We start from the raw sequence: 18,012 nt of genomic DNA, 5'->3' as shown, positions 1-18,012 counted from the left end.
CGGTGATCGCGGGTCAAGCCCGCTCCCACGCTGGTGATGCTGCAAAGCTGTTCCCGATGGGGTAAATCCAAGTCTTCTGGCAGTCAGTCGTGCGAACACTCAACTTTTTCCGCCCAAACGCAACGCGGGGCCAGCCCGCTCCCACAGGCTCAAGGCTGAACCTGTGGGAGCGGGCTGGCCCCGCGAATGCGAAATGCCCTGAAGATCACAGCGTGATCGGCTTCAACTTGAGTCCCATGGCCTGGGCCCGCACCGCCGCGCCGCTGAAGGCCGCCGCATTGCCAGGTGGTGGCGTGGGCCCGTGCACGTGCCCGGCCAGCTCGGTGTTCATTTCCTGAACCAGGTCGAGCAGGTCGCAGAGCACCTGCAGCACGTTCACCGCCTCGGAGCCCAGCCAGGTCTTCGGCGCCTGCAGGCGCTGGCTGATCTTCACCACGCTGTGGCGCAGGCCCTCGATCCGCTCCTGGACGTCGCCGCCAATCGCTGCGTTGAGTTTCTGCCCCACCGCCAGGTTCAGGTCGCGCCCGGTGGCTTGGTGCAAGTCATCGAGGGCAGCCAGGCTGGCGGAGCCGCCGGACAGCAGCTTGAGCGCGCCGAGGGCCTCGATCTTCTTGACCCCGCCGACGGTCTCGGTCGAGTGGTCGTCCACCGTCCGGGCATGGCTCTGGAACTGCTCGGTGTTGGCCAGCGCCTCGACTTCACGCTCGATCGCCTTGTCGCGGATCCGCCCATCGGTCTGACGCAGCCAGTTGCCGTCGGCGTCGGCGCGCTGCTGGCAGGCCTCGCTGTGCTGCCACACCAGGTCGCCCTTCGGCACCTTGGGCAGGCTCAGCCCGTGGGGCAGGATCTGCTGGATGAACGGCTTGTGCGGCAGCCCGTAGGCGAACGACAGCACCACCGTTGTGCCCTCCTCGGGGAAGCCGAACATGCCGCGTTCCTGGCCGCCCATGGGTGCCGGCAGCGGCAGGCTGGTGAACACCGGTAGCGTCGGGTCGGGCTCGCCGTCCGGCAGCAGCACCTGGACATCGACGCCGAAGCGCGGGCGGAAATCGTCGCATAGCCCGGGCGCCGCCGGCGCATCGGGCACCGCGACCACGCGGCCGAAGCGCGGCAGGTGATAGCCGCCGGTGATTTCGGGGAACTGGCGCGCTACGGCGCGGCGGATTGCGTCTTCCATCGTATGGCCATCTGGCTGTCGGCCAGCGCGACATGGGTCACGCGCTCGCCGTGGTTGATCGGTGCGCCCGGACGCAGCCCCGGCAGGGCCGCAATGCTGGCGCTCTGGTTGCCCTGGTAGTTGTCGAACAGCTCCATGGGCAGTTGCAGCGCGGGGCGCGCGCCGAAGTAGCTGTCGGCCCAGCTGCCTACGTAGACCTCGCCGTTGCCCTGCTGCTGCCAGATGAAGTCGGGGATGTCGAAGACCTGGGCCAGGCTTTCCATGGCCTGGAAGCCGGCGGCCAGGCTGTAGAAGAACGGCGCGCGCACCGACGCGTAGGGCCGCTCGGGCACGCGAAAGCGCAGGCCGGTCTGCTGGCCGATCTGGTCGAGCACGCCGCGCAGGTCGACGTGGCGCAGGTTCATCGGCAGCGGCCTGGCCAGGATCGCCGCCAGTTCACGGCAGAACAGCAATTGCTGCCTGGCATTGGCGCTGGTACAGCGCTCGACGTAGCCGATGAAATGCCGCTGCAGCGGGCTGTCGTTGTAGCCGATGTCGAGGGTGACCAGGCCCTTGAGGGGCGCCTCGGCCTGGACGATGAAGGTCGCCCGCCCCGGGTTGCGCAGCTCCAGGCGCACGTCCGCCCTGACCAGCTCGTAACGCTCGCCGCCGACATTGAGTACCTGATGCAGCTTCATGACTTCTCTCCCAGCCAGTCATCCACTTTTTTCAGCAGGCGCTCGAAGCTGGTCAACTCCGGGTCCTTCTCCTCTTCCTCCTCTTTCGCGCCCACCGCCGCCCCCGGAGCGGCCTGGGCCTTGACGCGTTTTTTGGCGCGGCGCTTCTCGACCTTTTCCGGGTTGGAGGTCTTTTCGGCCAGGCCGAACTGTACCCGCCAGCAGGCCAGCGAGTCGTCCTCCCGGGCGTTGACGTTCTCGGCGAAGCGCACCTGGCGGATGCCAAAGGCCTCGGCCGTGTCGTTGACGATGCGGTAGGTCTTGAGCTGGCCGCCGCTCTCGGTAGCTTCGGCCAGGCGCATCAGGCTGCGCAGCCAGGCGCCGTTGACGTAGGGGATGGTCAGGGTGACCGTGAGGGTCTTGGGCTTGAAGCCCTTGTGCGCGGTGTCGGTGTTGCTGGTCTGGCCGGACAGGTCCTCGGCTTCGATGCGCAGGTTGCCGGTGACTTTCAGGGTCTTGCCTTCGACGGGCTGGCCGTCCAACAGTAGCAGTGTCATAAACCCACCATTTCACGAACGAAGCTCAGGCCCTTGGCCGAGCCGACCAGGATCACGCCGGCGCTCATCACCCATTCATGCCCCGGGGCATCGCCTTCGAGCAGCATGCGGCGCAGTTGTGTGTTGTTGCCCGGGCCCAGCAGGCGGGTGCGTACCGAGCTGTCGGCCTGGCCGCCCTCCAGCAGCTGGCGCAGGTCGGCCAGGCGTTGGTCACGGACCTGCTGCTGGTTGGCCTTGCGCGCCGCCAGCCCGGCCAGGTCGCTCATGGGCGAGCTGTCGGCGGCGTAGCTTTCCAGCACCGCGATCTGCCCGGCCAGCGACTGCTGCGCGGCTTTCAGCACTGTGCAGCGCTCCAGCGGCAAGGTTTCCCAGCGCGGCAGGGCGGTGGCCTGGGGAATCTGCCATTTCTCGGTTTCGAGCCGGGCCAGGTGTTCGGCGCGGCGTTGCGCGCGCACCAGTTCGGGGATCGGCATCAGGGCGTTGAAGCGGGCCAGGCCGGCGGCCAGCTGATCGTGGCGGGTACCCAGGAACAGCAGGCACAGTGCGTGCTGCTCACCCTGGGGGCTGCCGTTGTCGGTGGCGTCGGTAAGCTTGTTGGCCAACTGCTGCAGCAGGTTCGGCGCGGACAGGAAGCGCTGGTAGCCACGCCCCTGGCCGATACCGCTCTGGAACGGCGTCACCACCAGGCACCTGGGCACTTCGCCCAGCTGTTCGGCCAGGGCCTGGCGCCCGGCCTCGATCGCGCCCTTGGCTGCGGCACCGACTGGGCCGGGGTTGGTGCTGGCCAGGCCCTGCAGGCCGCTCAGGCGCTGGGCGGTACTGGCCAGCTCGCTGCCGGCCAGGGCCTTGGCGGCGTCGAGCTGGCCCATCCAGCGGGTCGCCTCAGCGGGCCAGCGCAAGGTGACGGGCGACCAGCTCATGCCGGCACCGTCCACTGGATGGCGCGCAGCGTGCCGAGTTTCTTGTCCTGCAGCGCCTTCGCCGCGTCACGCTTGAGTTGGTCGGCGTGTTGCAGGGCCGACTGTTTGAACAGGACCAGGTCCTTGTTAACTTGCAGCAACTGGTCGCGGGTATGGGCCAGGAACTGGCGCACGCCATCGCTGCCGGTGCAGGGGTAGGCGCTGTCCAGGCCGCTGAACACCAGGCCGGTCAGGTTGACCTGGTCCTCCAGCGAACTGCTGTAGCGGTGTGCCTCGCCCAGGGCCGACGAATCGAAGCCGGCCTCGATGTACTGCGCGCAGCCGGTGTTGATCTCGCCCAGCTTCTGCTGGTGGAGCTTGGCCAGAACGGCGGTGGTGTCGTCCACCCATTCGCCGTTCTTCCACACCTGGTCCGGTCCGGGCTTTTTCACCGTGTAACCCGAGGGGACCGGCCCCATGCCGGTGATGGTCAGGGCCTCGGCGGTGGTAATGCTGAAGACCACCAGGCCGTCGTAGTAGTCCACCAGGGACCAGGTCTGGCCATTCCAGTGTGCGGCCTTGTGCTCGGGGATCGACGGCGGCGCCGTCTCCACGCAGCCGCCGGGGATCAGGAACACGCCGGGCTCCAGCGGCGACTCGTCCGCTTCGGCGGTGCCAGTGAACAAGCCCAGTGGGGAGGTCTGGTAGACCGTTTTCGTCTTTGCCATCGGGCACCTCAGTATTTGATGTAGTAGTACAGGGCCATGTTCACGGGGCGTGCTTCGCTACCGCCGGAGGGATCTACCGTTACCGGGTGAGCGTGAACGCCGTCGCCAACGATGTTCAGGGTATGGCTGTGATCGCCGGCGGCTTGGATACGGTTGGTGGCGGCCCAATTCACGCCTGCCTGGTGCATGGCCGCGCCGATCCCGGGGATATCCTGGGTGGTCGGCGTATTCACGTAGTTGAAGGCGTGGGTATGGCTACCCGCGACCGAGGTGGTGCTCCCGCCATGGGCGTGCCAGCCGGCATTGCCCGAGGATGCTGAGTGGGCGTGGTACTGGTTCTGGTTTTGCTGGACCGTGCCTGGTGTTCGTCCAAGATCCAGGCCTTTGCCGTCATCGACATCACGGATGAACAGGCCACGGGTATCTGGCAGGTTGAACGTAGTCGCCCCGTCGCCTGCTCCGAAAGAGGTGCCGATTGCCGCGAACAACGCTGCGAAGGTCGTCCGGCTGACGGCCGCGCCATTGCAGCGAAGCGTGCCCGTCGGTGCCGCATGGCTGAAAGTCTGGACGAGCGTCCCTGGCGGAACGATGGCACCGGGCGTCAGGTTTCCGGTATGGAACACCTCGACGGTTGGGGTCCATTGCCCCTGGTTGGTCGTGGCGCGGGCAAACATGCGCACTCCAGGGCCTCCCTGGCTCATCGCGATCTGAGCCGAGAACTTCTCGGAGTAGTACGGCATGTTGAGCACGCTGCAATAGTTCGCCAGCGAGGTCGCGCCGTCGGCTATTGTGTGAAAGCCGCCGGCCAGTCCGATCGTGTCGACCGGGCTCAGGGAGGCGAAGTTGGTCGCTAATCCATAGTCGCCGCGTTTGATAGCATCGGTGATGCCGTACCCTTGCAGGGTGGTCGGTTTGCCGCTGGTGATCTTGCTCCAGTCAAGGTTGGGGATGTCGATCTGCAGCAGTGCCTCGCTGCCGATGACCTGGCCTTTGCCATTGATCGTGACTTTGGAGTAAGTCCCGGGCACCACGCCGATGTCCGCAAGCGTGGCCTGGATCGCCACGTTCCTGGAGCCGTCGAAGTCCACTCGTCCGACGACATCGCCCTGCAACGCGATCTGACGCGCTTCGGCCAGCTGGCGCGCCTTGCCGGCGGAGGTGACACCGTTCTCGAGGTCCGCAACCGACTTGCGGCTGGCGAAGTGCTCTACCAGCGGGCCGGCGATGGGGGCGGACTTGCGCTTGTCGGCGATGACTCCGGCGCTGGTGATGTCCGCCAGCTGGATGCAGTAGACCCAGCCGTCTGGCGTGACGGAATCCTGCTGGTCGGGCAGGTAGACCACCTTCCAGCTGGGGATCACATCGTTCAGCTTGCGCTGCCAGGTGATGTGCATCCACACTTGGGTCGCCCCTTGCGGCGGGCTCAGCGGCACGGCCTTGGGCAGCTCCAGGCGCATGCCTTCCAGGTAGGCAATGCCCGCTGCCAGTTGGTAGTTGTCACCCACTTTCTGGAACTGCAGACCGTCGCCGAAGAAGCACGCTCGCCCATACACGTCGCGGTTGCTCAGGCGCTCGCGCTCGTCGATGCCTTTCAGGCGCACGGTGAAATCGTGCTGCCAGGTGCTGGCATCGATGGTGATGCCGGTAAGCTCCTGGGCGCCGCTGTACTCCACCAGGATGTTGCGGGTGACGTTGTTGCCGATCTGCAGCGGCGGGATGTTGCGCCGCTTCTGCTGCAGCGGCAGGTAGGCCACGGCGAACAGTACGCCCTCGGCGCTTTCAAGTCCCATCCAGTTCCAGTCGAAGTCGCCGATGTCGCTGCCCAGCATCGAGCTGTAGACGACCTGGTTGGGGTTCACGTAGCCGCTGTTGCCCGCCGGGATGTCGTAGCTGTGCACGATCTGGCTGGCCGGCGGCTTGGTCGCGGCGCGGTCGACCGGCGTGTTCGGGTCGAGCCCGGGTACATTGGCGTAGATGAAGCGGGTGATCTGCAGGACTTCTTTGGCCCCCTGCTTCTGGGCGATCAGGCTTTCGCCCGCGAAAGTGATTCTGGCCACGGCGGACTCCTAAAGCGTGGCGACCAGCGTCTGCTGGTCGTCGTTGAATTGAGCTGCGCCGATGCGCAGGGTGACGGGGGTGATGCTGACGAAGTCGTAGCGGCGGCAGGTCCGGCCGTACTGCTGGATCAGTACCCGCAGCAGCTCGGGGTTCTCCGACAGCTGCGAGTCGGAAAGGCGCAGCAGGACCACGTCCCAGTCGCGGCCGGCCAGGCGTTCGTCGATCTCGACATAGCCCACGCCAAGCCGGCGCAGGATGCGCTTGAGCCCCGCAGTGCTGCCGGCATCGACCGCGTTGATGAAGGCGAACTTCACCCGCAGTCGGTACAGCCTTTCCGGTTCGTCCTTGAAGCGGGTGATGTCCCGCTGCCAGGCGAGCAGGTCCAGCACGGTGAGGTGGCAGGTCTCGGCGTCCATCTGCAGCAGCGGCCAGCGCAGCCACTCGGTCACCCTGGCCCACCAGGCCTGGGCGGCGTCCTTGAGCTTGGTCAGTTCGGTGCCGGCGAGCCAGAACGGCAGTTTCAGCGGGCTCATACCAGGTCCACCCGCAGGTTGGCGATGCGCGCGATGCTCAGCTGCGAGACGATGTCCTCGCTGGCGAAATGCAGCGACTCGATGTCGGCGAAGGCCTGGTGCAGCTCCTCGGCCAGGCGGCTGAAGGAGAACCGCGACTGTGGGTAGGTCAGGGTCGGGCGATAGTCGCTGGCCGTGCTTTCGCGGAACGCCGCACGGATGAACTGGGTGATGCCTTGCTGCAGCGCCTCGCGCCGCTTCGCCGTCAGGTTCGCCTGCGGCCAGACCGTCAGCGCGATGTCGTGGCGGGTCTCGGGCATGACCATCACCAGCAGGTCGTCGCCGTGGCCGTGGTTGCCTTGGTCGCGCACGTGGGCGTTGATCTGCTCCAGGTACGATTCCGCCGGCACGTCGGCGTCGAACAGCACGTAGGCGTTGGCGCTGCCCGGACCACGCGGTGCGTCGTGGAGGAAGTACACGCCATCGGGGCGCACCCCCGGGAAGGCGGCGATCATGGCGCGGTAGACCGCGTCGGTGTGCCACTGGTTGACCGCGCTGAACTGGTTGCGGGTGCGCAGGCGCAGCTGATCGTCGGGCTCGGGGTCGGCTCCGGGCGAGGTCATCCAGCCGTCGTCGTTGACCACCTGGACGATCCCCTGCACCGGCTCGGGCAGGATGGCGTAGTAGCCGGGCGCCAGGTTGTAGCCGCTGCCTACCTGCTGCGCCTGGACCTTGACCGACTGTTGCAGGCGGCCGTCGGGGAACACAGCATCCTCGACCGTCACCAGCTGGTAGACGTGGCCGTTGATCGCGGCGGATTGCACCACCACGCCGGCGCGCATCAGCAGCTCGCCGGCGCTGTTCTCACGGGTGAACAACAGCTGGCCCTGGGCCTTGGTCGCGCCCTTGCGCTCGACGTTCACCGCCCAGGCCAGGCTGTCCAGCCAGGCGCCGCTGGCCGTCTTGACGAAGAAGTTGGGCAGCACGGTGTCGCTGATGAAACCGACCAGCCACAGCACCGGCTTGGTCACCAGCGCCGTCACCACGCGCCAGAACGGCGAGTAGGCGCTGGTGTTGCTGAGCTTGCTGCCCTGGGCGGCCACTTCGGCCTCCCAGGCCTGGTGCAGGGCCGCCTCAGTGGTGGGAATGCCGGCGTCGGCCAGCACCTTGCGAAAGTCCAAGTCGCTCACAGGTATACCTCGATATCACCGAATTTCAGGGTTTTCGCCGTGACCAGGTAGTGGCCCGGATGCTCTTCCAGGACGCGGGCCGTACCCGGCAGCAGGCGCTCGTCGTCCTCCACCAGCAGCTCCAGTTGCAGGATGCAGTCGGCCTGGCGCTGGCGGCTGCGCTCGGCCACCAGGGTCACCAGCAGGCCGCTGTCGCGGATCATGTGGGCGATGTCCTGAGCGATGCTGGCCCGGTCCTCGATCAGCAGCGGTTGGTGGGAAGGGTCCAGGACCAGGTCGTTGTCGTGGATCAGCAGGTCGATGTAGTCACTCATCAGCCCACCGCCATTGCCATCATCTGTTCCAGCTCCAGCGGGTTCATGGCCTTGCTGGTGTTGATCTCCACCTTCTCGACATGCATGCGCCGGTCCTGCGTCTGGGTGGTGTTCTGGATCTGGTTCATCAGGCCTCCCTGGGGAACGCTCGTCGGGCTGGCCGGCGAGAGGTTGAGTGCGGTCTGGGTCATGCGCTGGCGCTGCTGCTCGAGTTGCTCGACCGGCGCGCTGGCCATGCTGGGGGCGAGGGCAGCGGGTGCCATCGAAGCCGTGTGCGGGGCCGCAGGTGGCACCTGCATCAGGGTCTTGAGCAGTGGCTGCGTGCTGCTCATGGGCAGTACGCCGATCGGCGCGACCTGGCTGGCAAGCCCTGGCACCTTGGGTGCTTCCGGCAGATCGGCGAACGAGGTCTCGATGTTGACGCCCGGGATCTTGTTCAACCACTCGATCACCTGGTCGAGTGAACTGCGGAAGATCTTGACGATGCCGTCCCAGGCCGCCTTGGCCATGCCGGTCCAGCCGCCCATGTCGGTGAACCACGTGCTCAGTGCGTCCAGCTGTGCGCTGACCCACTGGAAGGCGGCACTGTCCAGGAACGCGGCCTTGAGCTCGTCCCAGTAGGCAATGACCAGGACCACGGCAGCGACCAACGCGATGATGCCCGCGATGATGAGGATGATCGGGTTGGCCAGGAGTGCGGCGTTCACCAGCCAGAGCGCGCCTTGCCAGGCAAGGGTGGCGAGCCTCACGATCCCCATCCAGGCGTACATGGCGATCAGGCTTGTCAGGAAGATCGACAGCACCAAGGCGTGCCGGAGGAACATGAAGATGCTCTTCAAACCGGTCATGTTGAGCAGGGCCCAGGCGGCCTGTGCCCCCAGCATGGCTATCCGGGCCAGTCCGCTCAGCACTGCAAGCGCGGTCAGCGCGGCGCTGGTGCCAAGGATCGCCAGGGTGGCGATGGCGATCACCCGGGTGATGTTGGGAAACAGCTTGATCCAGCGGACCAGGGTCTGGGCGATCTCGACCAGGCGTGTCATCAGCGGTTGCAGGATGGGAATCAGCGCCTGGCCGAAGGCGATACGCAGCGCTTTCACGGCAGCCCCGAACTGCTGCCAGGGGTCGACCATGGCCTTGGCCATCTGTTCGGCCTGTTCCAGGCCGCGTACCTGGCCGAGTTTGTCGATGCCGTTCTTCAGGCGGTCGGTGTCCTGGGCCAGGGCGCCGATGAGCTGAGCCGCCTCACCGCCGAAGGCCTCGGTGATCTTGGCGTTGGCCGCCGCGCCGCGCAGGTCGCCGAACTTGCCCTGCAGCTTGGCCAGGATGTCGAGCATCGGCAGGACCTTGCCATTGGCGTCGGTGAACTTCATGCCGAGCTTGTCCGAGGCGTCCTCGATGTTCTCGAAGAAGGCTTTGTAAAGCCCGCCGGCCGCGCTGCCGTCCATGCTGCCGGACAGGCTGCCGATCACGGCCATCTGCTCGGCCAGGCCGATGCCGGCGGCGGAGGCCTGGGCACCGGCCTCCTTGAAACCATCCTTCATCTGTTCGCCGCTGGTGCGGAACAGCTGGACCGCCAGGGCGGTCTGCCCGCCCAGGATCTTGACCCATTGGCCCTTGCCCATGGCGTCGGCCTGCTGCTTCTGCAGGTTGTACATCGTGCCGACATACTCGGCCATCACGCCCTGGTCGGACTTGGTGGCCTTGGCCAGCACGCTGCTGGCGTAGGTGAACGTGGCCAACTGGGAGCCGGACAGACCTTTGATCGCGCCCTCGATCTTGTACGCCGAGGCGACGAAGTCCCGGGCGTTCTCGCCATAGGCGATGGAGAACATCAGGGCTTTCTTGTTCAAGGCCTCCAGGGCGTCCTCGGCCACGCCGAGCGAGCGTACATCCCCAAGGGCACGGTTCATTTCCAGGGCGGGCTCAAGGAAGGTGCCAAAGCTGCCGGCAGAGCTTTGCAGCCTCTGCGTGCCCTCGCTGATCTGCTTGATGGCGGCCTGGCTTTTTTCGCTCAGATTGTTGAACCCTTGGGTCATCCTCGCCAGCGGCGCGGTGACTTTATCGGTCAGCGACAGGATGAAATCCAGCCGGCTGATTGCGTTGTTCGCGCTCATGGGATGTCAGCCTCCATTGAATGCACGGGCGATGCCGTTGGCGATGGCGATTTCCATTCGCCGCCAGTGCTCGTCCTCCAGCCACTTGGCCGTGCCCAGGTTCTCGGGCGTGGACGGCGCACCGGGCAGCCAGCGTTCGGCCAGGGCCAGCAGTTGGCCCAGGCCGTCCTCGGTCAGTCGCTCTGCGTGGCCGAGCGCTTTTTTACGGTGACTTCCACGGTTGGGGCGTACTCCTCGACCAGGGCGCCGGCCAGCTGGATAACGGTCATCGGGTTGGCCAGCAGCGGCTTGAGCTGGTCCTTGTGCTCGGGTTTCACGGCGGTGACCAGCAGGTTGTTGGCCGGAGCGACCTTGTTGGAGGGGGTCAGGGCGTTGATGTACTTGGTCATCAGCGCCGGATCGATGGCGAAGTCCAGGGACAGGTCGCCGACTTCCAGGGTGATTTCGGTGCGTTGGGTCATGGGGTACTACTCCATTGGAATACGGGAATCGAAAAGAACGTGGCGGGCGCTGTGTTCAGCGGCCGCGCTCGTGAAGCTGTTGGCAGGGAACGCAGCGGCGCATGCCGCCCAGGGCGCGGCGCGCCTCGGCGATCTCGTCGCCGCAGTCCGTGCAGTGGGTGAGGCTGGGCCCAGTCGCCACGCGTCGGCCACGGACGGCGGCGATCGCCAGATCACGCCTGAGCTGTTCCAGGGCCTGGGCGCGGTCGAATGGGCACACCATCAGCTCAGGCCCTCGACCTCGGCGAAGGACAGGTACGGCACGCCGTTGACGTGGACGAAGTCCGGGCTGGTGACGTCGAACGGCAGCTTGTGCTTGGTCTTCTCGCCGCCCTTGGCGTCGATGTTGAGCAGGTTGGAGATCTTGAGGCGGCAGCCGAAGGCCTCGACGCGGATCTCGTCGGTGGGGGTCTTGGCGTAGAACAGCTGGTCGAAGGTCCCCAGCTGACGGAAGCTGCCGGCCTTGGCGGCGGCTTCGATGATCAGGTTGAAGTTGCTGGTGTCCACCTCCAGCTCGCCGCTGGCGGTCACGTTGCCGGCGACCCAGCCGTCAGGCACACCCTTGGTGTGCGCCACGGCGCTGTTGTCGGTGATGTCGAGGGTTGCGCTCTCAACGTGGATCTTCAGGTCGCCCACGTTGATGTCGAAGTTCAAGCCACTGATCTTGGCCATGGGTTACTCCTGGTTGTCCTGGGAAAGGTCCAGCGCGATGTTCGCGGTGATGTCCTTGGGGCAGTTGTGCGGGCGGATGCGAATGAACACTTCCACCTGGGTGTGGCTTTTCCAGACGATGACCAGGTCGCCGTCGCGCGGTGGCTGGATTTCGCCGGGGAACACTTCGCCGGCGAATTTCACCGCCTTGGCCATCCGTCGCAGCGGCGCCATCAGCGCGCTGGTGTTGGCGGCCATGCTGGCGGGGCTGTTGTTCAGGCGACGGTCGCCGATGCGGCGGATCAGCAGCGGGCGGACCTGGCGGGCGGCCTTGTCGGCCAGGCGCAGGTATTCCAGGACCTGGAAGTCGCTGGCGGCGGTGTCGAGCATGTTGGCATCGCCCCAGTACACGCCCTCGTAGTCCGGGTAGGTCTGCGAGACGGAGAAGCGTGCCTTGTCCAGCTCGCTGCGCACCGCCGATGGCAGTGGCACGCCGTCCTTGTCCGCGGGCACCGTGCCCAGGCCCAGGACAGGGCCGCTGGCGACGCGCATCGGGGTATCGGCGATGCTCCAGGCGGCGTTGGCCAAGCGCCCGGCGAGCACGCCCAGGTCGTTGCCGTGCAGCTGCGGCACCACCACGACACGTGGCGCGGCGATACCGTCGGTGAGCGCCTTCTGCTCGAGCAGGTAATCCGACCAGGTCACGGTCGGCAGGATGCCGGCGGACGCGGCCAGGACGAACGAACGTCGGCCATAGCGGGCGTTCAGCTGTTCGGCGGCGGTGTGCATGGCCAGCAGTTCCGCGCCAGCGGTCGCCGGCTTGGTGATGACGATGCCTTCGACCGAGTAGCCGTGTTGCTGGGCGTACTCCAGGGCGCTTGCCCAGTCGCCTTCGGCGCCGATCGGCGCGGCCAGGCAGGCCCAGCGGTCGCCACCGTTGGCCCGGGCGGCGATCAGTTGGGTCTTCAGGTCGCTGGCGGTCACGCCCAGCTCGTTGTCCAGGTCGCTGTCCGTGTTCAGGGTCAACAGCTTGCCGACGTTCTTGGCGGCGGGGCCGATGAAGAGGAAGTAGCGTTCGATCTCGGTCACGGCACCCTGGCCGAGGTTGAGATTGTTCACGCTGATTTTACCGAGTGCCATAGGTTGCCTCGTTAGCGGGGTGATTGAAGGGGTGTGCCAGGACCTGCCGATCAGGTTGCTGGCGGGGCGGGCGTTACAGCCCGGGTAATGGGTCAGGGGAGGGGGCTGCCCGGCAGGGCGATATCGCCTTGCTCGGCGACCCACAGGTCGTAGGGCTGGAATGACCAGGTCTTGCCGAACACCTCGATCTCGCCGGCCGTGTCCTCGGTCAGGTAAAGCGGCTCGACGAACTCCAGGACCAGCGACACATCGAGCAGGTCGCTGCCCGGGACCTTCTGCTTGACGGCGAGGGCCGGTGCCGGCAGGGCGAACAGGTGACGCCCGGGGTCGTTGGCTTCCAGCCAGCTGCCGGCGAGCGCCATCAGCCGCCCGGGATGACCGCTGAAGTCGTCGAAGTCGAACAGGGCGCGGTAGCGCAGGTTGCCCATGTGCAGGCCCAGTTCGGTTTGCGTCCAGGCCAGTTGCAGGTCCAGCTGCTGGGCCCAGGCGTGCAGTTGCCCGGCAGGCACCAGCTTGCGTTCGAGCAGATAGGTGGTGAGTGCTTTCAACTGGTTCATGGGGAGGCCTCCTTACAGGGCGAGGTGGCTGAGAAATGCATCGTTGAGTACGTGGGGGGATTGCCCGCTTCCACAGGGTTCGGAGAACCGCCGAAGTCATGCTCGGCATTCCAAAAAGCCCGCCATGCAGGCTTTTCAGTAATGCGTTGTCCAACCGCTGGCCACGACTGGTGACGCCATGCGGTTGCGCTTCGAATTGGTGACTCCGACCGCGGCCGTCTGCCCGCCGGAAAACTGATCGTGGTGCTTTACGCTGCACACCCGGGCCAGTTGCCAACCCTCTGAACAGTCGAGGCCTGTTCATCGCTGCCTGTGTAACAACCGGTTGCTGTCCGGCTCGAGACACAGGTTATGCATGTATGCATATGCAGTCAATGCATTTGTGGAAATATTTGGGCATGCAAATTTGCCGATATGCATGTCGGTCTTTGCTGGCGCGGGGTGTAGGGCTTTTCTGCAGGCGAAAAAAAACCCGCCGGAGCGGGTTTTTTTCAGGAGCGGGGCATCAGACGTTGAAGCGGAAGTGCATCACGTCACCGTCCTTGACGATGTAGTCCTTGCCTTCCAGGCGCCACTTGCCGGCTTCCTTGGCGCCGCTCTCACCCTTGAACTGGATGAAGTCGTCGTAGGCCACCACTTCGGCGCGGATGAAGCCTTTCTCGAAGTCGGTGTGGATCACGCCGGCTGCCTGTGGGGCGGTGGCGCCCACGCGCACGGTCCAGGCACGTACTTCCTGCACGCCAGCAGTGAAGTAGGTCTGCAGGTTGAGCAGCTCGTAACCGGCGCGGATCACGCGGTTCAGGCCAGGTTCTTCCAGGCCCAGGGCCTCGAGGAACATGTCTTTCTCTTCACCGTCGTCCAGCTCGGCGATCTCGGCTTCGATCTTGTTGCACACCGGCACCACCACCGCGCCTTCTTCCTCGGCAATGGCCTTGACCACGTCCAGGTGCGGGTTGTTGTCGAAGCCGTCTTCGGCGACGTTGGCGATGTACATGACCGGTTTGCTGGTCAGCAGGTGGAAGCCGCGGATCACCGCCTTGTCTTCGGCGCTCATGTTCTTCATCAGGCTGCGCGCAGGCTTGCCTTCGGTGAAGTGGGGGATGAGCTGCTCGAGGATGGCCTTCTGTGCCAGGGCTTCCTTGTCGCCGCCCTTGGCGTTGCGGGCGACCTTCTGCAGTTGCTTCTCGCAGCTGTCGAGGTCGGCGAAGATCAGTTCGAGGTCGATGATCTCGATGTCGCGCTTGGGGTCGACGCTGTTGGAGACGTGGATCACGTTCTCGTCTTCGAAGCAGCGCACCACGTGGGCGATGGCGTCGGTCTCGCGGATGTTGGCGAGGAACTTGTTGCCCAGGCCTTCACCCTTGGAGGCACCGGCGACCAGGCCGGCGATGTCGACGAACTCCATGGTGGTCGGCAGGATGCGGTTCGGCTTGACGATCTCGGCCAGGGCGTTGAGGCGCGCGTCGGGCATCGGCACGATGCCGCTGTTCGGCTCGATGGTGCAGAAGGGGAAGTTCTCCGCCGCGATGCCAGACTTGGTCAGGGCGTTGAACAGGGTGGACTTGCCGACGTTGGGCAGGCCGACGATGCCGCAATTGAAACCCATGGGTATTCCCCTTTCGTAAAGTGTCAGGCCTTCTGGCTGTGCAGTTCGCGCATGGCCTTGGCGAAGTCGCCGGCCAGCACGTCGGGCATCACGCCGAGGGCAAAATCGATGCTGGCGTCGAGCTTCTCCTGCTCGGCGCGTGGCGCCCGGCCCAGGACGAAGTTGGAGACCAGTTTGGCGTCGCCCGGGTGGCCGATGCCAAGCCGCAGGCGGTGGAAGTCGTTCTGGTTGCCGAGCTGCGCGATGATGTCGCGCAGGCCGTTGTGCCCGCCGTGGCCGCCGCCCTTCTTGAGCTTGGCGACGCCGGGAGGCAGGTCGAGTTCGTCGTGGGCCACCAGGATCGCTTCCGGCTTGATGCGGAAGAAATTGGCCAGAGCCGCCACGGACTGGCCGCTACGGTTCATGTAGGTGGTGGGGATCAACAGGCGAACATCGTTGCCCTGATGGCTGAACTTAGCCGTCAGGCCGAAATACTTTTTGTCAGCGGACAGCGAAACACGCTGGGCGCTGGCGAGGCGTTCAACGAAAAGAGCCCCTGCGTTATGCCGGGTCTGTTCGTATTCGGGGCCGGGGTTACCCAGGCCGACGATCAACTGGATGGCGGTCACGTCAGGGGCTCTTCCTTGGAGTTGGTGGGTTACGGTGCGCGCGGCACTGTAACCCGATCAACGCCGGCGTGCGAGTGGATTACTCGGCAGCGCCTTCAGCAGCTTCAGCGGCAACGCGCGGGGCGTGGACGTTGGCAACAGCTTTGTCATCACCGTGGGCCAGAGCGACGAACTCTACGCCTTTCGGAGCTTTCAGGTCCGACAGGTGGATGATGGTGCCGACTTCGGCCTTGGACAGGTCGACTTCGATGAACTCAGGCAGGTCCTTGGCTTCGCAGGACACTTCGATCTCGGAAACGACGTGCGAGATTTCGCCGCCTTTCTTGATCGGGGCTTCTTCACCGACGAAGTGAACTGGAACCTTGGCGGTCAGCTTCTGGCCAGCAACGACGCGAACGAAGTCGGCGTGCATGATGAAGCCTTTGGCTGGGTGACGCTGCATGGCCTTGACCACGACGTTTTGCTTGGCGCCGTCGACGTTCAGTTCGATCACGTGGCTGAAGGCAGCTTCGTTTTCGAACAGCTTGGCGATTTCCTTGGCCACGATGGTCAGGGATTGGGCTTCTTTATCGCCACCGTAGACAACGGCAGGGATGTTGGCGGAGTGACGCAGGCGGCGGCTCGCACCTTTCCCCAGGTCAGTACGCGCTTGGGCGTTCAGGATGAAGTCAGTCATTTTGTTTCTCCAAATTAGCCTCCCGAAAGGCGTTTGCGACCAGCGCCAGACGGGGACGGCAAAAAAGCCCCGCCCCAACAACCAGTGTTGGGGCGGGGCGCTTTTCGTCAGCGAGTGTTCCGCTTAGCGGAACATCGCGCTGATCGATTCTTCGTTGCTGATGCGGCGGACCGCTTCAGCGACAACCGGTGCGATATCCAGCTGGCGGATACGGTCACAGGCTTGAGCAGCGGCGGACAGCGGCACGGTGTTGGTCACCACCAGCTCGTCCAGTACCGACTTCTCGATGTTCTCGATCGCGCGGCCCGACAGGACAGGGTGCGTGCAGTAGGCGTAGACCTTGGCGGCACCGTGTTCTTTCAGGGCCTTGGCCGCGTGGCACAGGGTGCCGGCGGTGTCGACCATGTCGTCTACCAGGATGCAGGTGCGTCCTTCGACGTCGCCGATGATGTGCATAACCTCGGAGTGGTTAGCCTTTTCGCGGCGCTTGTCGATGATCCCGAGATCGACGCCCAGGGACTTGGCGACGGCGCGAGCACGCACCACACCACCGATGTCCGGGGAAACGATCATCAGGTTCTCGAAACGCTGGTCCTCGATGTCGTCGACCAGTACGGGCGAGCCGTAGATGTTGTCGACGGGGATATCGAAGAAACCCTGGATCTGGTCAGCGTGCAGGTCGACGGTGAGAACACGGTCGATACCCACGACAGTGAGCATGTCAGCGACGACTTTGGCGCTGATGGCTACACGTGCCGAACGCGGACGGCGGTCCTGGCGGGCGTATCCGAAGTAGGGAATCACGGCGGTGATTCGCGACGCTGAGGAGCGGCGGAAGGCATCTGCCATCACGACCAGTTCCATCAGATTGTCGTTGGTTGGAGCACAGGTGGGCTGAATGATGAAGACGTCCTTACCGCGGACATTTTCATTGATTTCAGCACTGATTTCGCCGTCGGAGAACTTACCGACAGAAACATCACCCAGTGGAATATGCAGCTGACGTACGACACGCCGAGCCAGATCGGGGTTGGCATTCCCCGTGAAGACCATCATCTTGGACACGCGCAGTACCTGAAGGCTGAGGGTAACCTGGATGAGTATAAGAAATGGCAGGGGCGGCTGGATTCGAACCAACGCATGGCAGGATCAAAACCTGCTGCCTTACCGCTTGGCGACGCCCCTGTATCTGTTGCTGCGAATTCTTATGAACTCGACTTCTTGATCAGAACTTGCAGCTTGCGATGCAACATCGAAACATTGCTTCCTTTCGCCACAAACCCTGTTTGGGTCTCTGAAAGAAGGGCCAGAACTCTATCAGCTTCGGCTTTGCTTGGGAAGGCCCCAAACACACAACTTCCAGTGCCGGTCATTCGTGCTTCGGTGAATTTACCCAGTGAAATCAGCGCATTGCGAACTTCAGGATACCGTTGCTCTACTACCGGTTGGCAGTCATTTCGACTGTTTCCCTCGGGAACGGGGCGCATCTTAAGGGGGAGGGAATCACGTGTCAACTCCGGATGCGAAAAAATTTCCGCTGTGCTGACAGACACTTGCGGCACCAGCACGACATACCAGGGTTCCTCGGGGTCGACCGGGGTCAGCTGCTCGCCGACACCCTGGGCGAAGGCCGCGTGACCACGGACGAACACCGGCACATCGGCGCCGAGTGACAGGCCCAGGCTGGCCAGGCGGTCTTCATCCCAGTCCAGCTGCCACAGATGGGCGAGCGCCAGCAGGGTGGTGGCAGCGTCGGAGCTGCCGCCACCGATGCCGCCGCCCATGGGCAATACCTTGTGCAGCCAGATGTCGGCGCCGAGCGGGGTGCCGGACTGTGCCTGCAGCAGGCGCGCGGCGCGGACGATCAGGTTGCTGTCGTGGGGCACGCCTTCAATTTCAGTCTGCAGGCGGATCTGGCCGTCCTCGCGCAGGGCGAAGCTCAGTTCGTCGCCGTGCTCGAGGAACTGGAACACGGTTTCCAGCTCGTGGTAGCCGTCGGCGCGGCGGCCGGTGATGTGCAGCCAGAGGTTGAGCTTGGCCGGGGCGGGCAGGGTCAGTTTCTGCATTGT

Annotated in this window: 21 protein-coding genes and 1 tRNA gene; all 22 read right to left on the bottom strand. The window is 64.8% G+C overall.

What is annotated here, in order from left to right:
- Window positions 1-205: 205 nt before the first annotated feature.
- The 22 genes from K2O50_RS22600 to ispE all read right to left on the bottom strand — a co-directional run bounded on the left by K2O50_RS22600 (window position 206) and on the right by ispE (window position 18,009).
- Window positions 206-1,177 carry a hypothetical protein gene (locus tag K2O50_RS22600; protein ID WP_050703711.1) on the bottom strand — a complete coding sequence of 324 codons (972 nt, stop codon included), beginning with the start codon at window positions 1,175-1,177 and terminating at the stop codon, window positions 206-208.
- Window positions 1,150-1,854, bottom strand: a complete 705-nt coding sequence (locus tag K2O50_RS22595) for a hypothetical protein (RefSeq protein WP_050703712.1) — start codon at window positions 1,852-1,854, stop codon at window positions 1,150-1,152. Before K2O50_RS22595 ends, K2O50_RS22600 begins: the two co-directional genes overlap by 28 nt.
- A complete protein-coding gene (locus tag K2O50_RS22590) occupies window positions 1,851-2,390 on the bottom strand; it encodes a hypothetical protein (protein ID WP_050703713.1) in 540 nt (179 codons plus the stop codon). The genes K2O50_RS22595 and K2O50_RS22590 overlap by 4 nt, the downstream gene beginning before the upstream one ends.
- Window positions 2,387-3,310, bottom strand: a complete 924-nt coding sequence (locus K2O50_RS22585) for a hypothetical protein (RefSeq protein ID WP_050703725.1) — start codon at window positions 3,308-3,310, stop codon at window positions 2,387-2,389. The genes K2O50_RS22590 and K2O50_RS22585 overlap by 4 nt, the downstream gene beginning before the upstream one ends.
- Window positions 3,307-4,017, bottom strand: coding sequence for a hypothetical protein (locus K2O50_RS22580; protein ID WP_050703714.1), 711 nt, complete (start codon window positions 4,015-4,017; stop codon window positions 3,307-3,309). Before K2O50_RS22580 ends, K2O50_RS22585 begins: the two co-directional genes overlap by 4 nt.
- Before the next feature lie 8 nt (window positions 4,018-4,025).
- On the bottom strand, window positions 4,026-6,074 hold the full coding sequence (locus tag K2O50_RS22575) for a phage tail protein (RefSeq protein WP_050703715.1): 2,049 nt from the start codon (window positions 6,072-6,074) through the stop codon (window positions 4,026-4,028).
- 9 nt (window positions 6,075-6,083) lie between these two features.
- Complete coding sequence (locus K2O50_RS22570) at window positions 6,084-6,608, bottom strand: phage tail protein (RefSeq protein ID WP_050703716.1); 525 nt, start codon at window positions 6,606-6,608, stop codon at window positions 6,084-6,086.
- Window positions 6,605-7,777 carry a baseplate J/gp47 family protein gene (locus K2O50_RS22565; RefSeq protein ID WP_050703717.1) on the bottom strand — a complete coding sequence of 391 codons (1,173 nt, stop codon included), beginning with the start codon at window positions 7,775-7,777 and terminating at the stop codon, window positions 6,605-6,607. The genes K2O50_RS22570 and K2O50_RS22565 overlap by 4 nt, the downstream gene beginning before the upstream one ends.
- Complete coding sequence (locus K2O50_RS22560; RefSeq protein WP_050703718.1) at window positions 7,774-8,091, bottom strand: DUF2590 family protein; 318 nt, start codon at window positions 8,089-8,091, stop codon at window positions 7,774-7,776. Before K2O50_RS22560 ends, K2O50_RS22565 begins: the two co-directional genes overlap by 4 nt.
- Window positions 8,091-10,205, bottom strand: coding sequence for a phage tail tape measure protein (locus tag K2O50_RS22555; RefSeq protein WP_050703719.1), 2,115 nt, complete (start codon window positions 10,203-10,205; stop codon window positions 8,091-8,093). The genes K2O50_RS22560 and K2O50_RS22555 overlap by 1 nt, the downstream gene beginning before the upstream one ends.
- A gap of 6 nt (window positions 10,206-10,211) precedes the next feature.
- Entirely contained in the window at window positions 10,212-10,358 is a 147-nt protein-coding gene (locus K2O50_RS27015) for a DUF6890 family protein (protein ID WP_371263118.1), read from the bottom strand.
- 20 nt (window positions 10,359-10,378) lie between these two features.
- Window positions 10,379-10,666: a putative phage tail assembly chaperone gene (locus tag K2O50_RS22550; protein WP_050703720.1), complete on the bottom strand. Its 288-nt coding sequence runs from the start codon at window positions 10,664-10,666 to the stop codon at window positions 10,379-10,381.
- Window positions 10,667-10,721: 55 nt separating this feature from the next.
- A complete protein-coding gene (locus K2O50_RS22545; RefSeq protein ID WP_050703721.1) occupies window positions 10,722-10,928 on the bottom strand; it encodes a TraR/DksA family transcriptional regulator in 207 nt (68 codons plus the stop codon).
- On the bottom strand, window positions 10,928-11,377 hold the full coding sequence (locus K2O50_RS22540) for a phage protein (protein ID WP_050703722.1): 450 nt from the start codon (window positions 11,375-11,377) through the stop codon (window positions 10,928-10,930). Before K2O50_RS22540 ends, K2O50_RS22545 begins: the two co-directional genes overlap by 1 nt.
- A 3-nt stretch (window positions 11,378-11,380) precedes the next feature.
- On the bottom strand, window positions 11,381-12,496 hold the full coding sequence (locus K2O50_RS22535) for a DUF2586 domain-containing protein (protein ID WP_050703723.1): 1,116 nt from the start codon (window positions 12,494-12,496) through the stop codon (window positions 11,381-11,383).
- Window positions 12,497-12,588: 92 nt separating this feature from the next.
- The gene (locus tag K2O50_RS22530; protein ID WP_050703726.1) at window positions 12,589-13,053 is read right to left on the bottom strand and encodes a phage tail protein; all 465 of its coding nucleotides are present in this window, start codon (window positions 13,051-13,053) and stop codon (window positions 12,589-12,591) included.
- A gap of 505 nt (window positions 13,054-13,558) precedes the next feature.
- Window positions 13,559-14,659, bottom strand: a complete 1,101-nt coding sequence (gene ychF, locus K2O50_RS22525; RefSeq protein WP_016713314.1) for a redox-regulated ATPase YchF — start codon at window positions 14,657-14,659, stop codon at window positions 13,559-13,561.
- A 23-nt stretch (window positions 14,660-14,682) separates the two neighbouring features.
- Complete coding sequence (pth, locus tag K2O50_RS22520) at window positions 14,683-15,267, bottom strand: aminoacyl-tRNA hydrolase (RefSeq protein WP_050703727.1); 585 nt, start codon at window positions 15,265-15,267, stop codon at window positions 14,683-14,685.
- 79 nt (window positions 15,268-15,346) lie between these two features.
- Entirely contained in the window at window positions 15,347-15,943 is a 597-nt protein-coding gene (locus K2O50_RS22515; RefSeq protein ID WP_011532196.1) for a 50S ribosomal protein L25/general stress protein Ctc, read from the bottom strand.
- A 123-nt stretch (window positions 15,944-16,066) separates the two neighbouring features.
- Window positions 16,067-17,008, bottom strand: a complete 942-nt coding sequence (locus K2O50_RS22510) for a ribose-phosphate pyrophosphokinase (protein WP_016391678.1) — start codon at window positions 17,006-17,008, stop codon at window positions 16,067-16,069.
- A gap of 45 nt (window positions 17,009-17,053) precedes the next feature.
- Window positions 17,054-17,128: transfer RNA gene (locus K2O50_RS22505), tRNA-Gln, on the bottom strand.
- 20 nt (window positions 17,129-17,148) lie between these two features.
- The gene (gene ispE, locus K2O50_RS22500; RefSeq protein WP_050703728.1) at window positions 17,149-18,009 is read right to left on the bottom strand and encodes a 4-(cytidine 5'-diphospho)-2-C-methyl-D-erythritol kinase; all 861 of its coding nucleotides are present in this window, start codon (window positions 18,007-18,009) and stop codon (window positions 17,149-17,151) included.
- Between the last annotated feature and the right edge of the window lie 3 nt (window positions 18,010-18,012).

It is taken from the genome of Pseudomonas sp. 2hn (genome assembly GCF_019646095.1).
Taxonomy (GTDB): domain Bacteria; phylum Pseudomonadota; class Gammaproteobacteria; order Pseudomonadales; family Pseudomonadaceae; genus Aquipseudomonas; species Aquipseudomonas peradeniyensis.
The sequence above is the reverse complement of the archived record's forward strand: the minus strand, read 5'-3'. Positions and strand labels throughout refer to the sequence as shown.

Excerpts from the sequence above, each read along its gene's own strand:
- K2O50_RS22590 (WP_050703713.1), bottom strand. The coding sequence starts at position 2,390 with ATGACACTGCTACTGTTGGACGGCCAGCCCGTCGAAGGCAAGACCCTG.
- ychF (WP_016713314.1), bottom strand. The coding sequence starts at position 14,659 with ATGGGTTTCAATTGCGGCATCGTCGGCCTGCCCAACGTCGGCAAGTCC.
- K2O50_RS22545 (WP_050703721.1), bottom strand. The coding sequence starts at position 10,928 with ATGGTGTGCCCATTCGACCGCGCCCAGGCCCTGGAACAGCTCAGGCGT.
- K2O50_RS22550 (WP_050703720.1), bottom strand. The coding sequence starts at position 10,666 with ATGACCCAACGCACCGAAATCACCCTGGAAGTCGGCGACCTGTCCCTG.
- K2O50_RS22555 (WP_050703719.1), bottom strand. The coding sequence starts at position 10,205 with ATGAGCGCGAACAACGCAATCAGCCGGCTGGATTTCATCCTGTCGCTG.
- K2O50_RS22540 (WP_050703722.1), bottom strand. The coding sequence starts at position 11,377 with ATGGCCAAGATCAGTGGCTTGAACTTCGACATCAACGTGGGCGACCTG.
- K2O50_RS22535 (WP_050703723.1), bottom strand. The coding sequence starts at position 12,496 with ATGGCACTCGGTAAAATCAGCGTGAACAATCTCAACCTCGGCCAGGGT.
- K2O50_RS22585 (WP_050703725.1), bottom strand. The coding sequence starts at position 3,310 with ATGAGCTGGTCGCCCGTCACCTTGCGCTGGCCCGCTGAGGCGACCCGC.
- K2O50_RS22600 (WP_050703711.1), bottom strand. The coding sequence starts at position 1,177 with ATGGAAGACGCAATCCGCCGCGCCGTAGCGCGCCAGTTCCCCGAAATC.
- K2O50_RS22560 (WP_050703718.1), bottom strand. The coding sequence starts at position 8,091 with ATGAGTGACTACATCGACCTGCTGATCCACGACAACGACCTGGTCCTG.
- ispE (WP_050703728.1), bottom strand. The coding sequence starts at position 18,009 with ATGCAGAAACTGACCCTGCCCGCCCCGGCCAAGCTCAACCTCTGGCTG.
- K2O50_RS22595 (WP_050703712.1), bottom strand. The coding sequence starts at position 1,854 with ATGAAGCTGCATCAGGTACTCAATGTCGGCGGCGAGCGTTACGAGCTG.
- K2O50_RS22530 (WP_050703726.1), bottom strand. The coding sequence starts at position 13,053 with ATGAACCAGTTGAAAGCACTCACCACCTATCTGCTCGAACGCAAGCTG.
- K2O50_RS22580 (WP_050703714.1), bottom strand. The coding sequence starts at position 4,017 with ATGGCAAAGACGAAAACGGTCTACCAGACCTCCCCACTGGGCTTGTTC.
- K2O50_RS22570 (WP_050703716.1), bottom strand. The coding sequence starts at position 6,608 with ATGAGCCCGCTGAAACTGCCGTTCTGGCTCGCCGGCACCGAACTGACC.
- K2O50_RS22515 (WP_011532196.1), bottom strand. The coding sequence starts at position 15,943 with ATGACTGACTTCATCCTGAACGCCCAAGCGCGTACTGACCTGGGGAAA.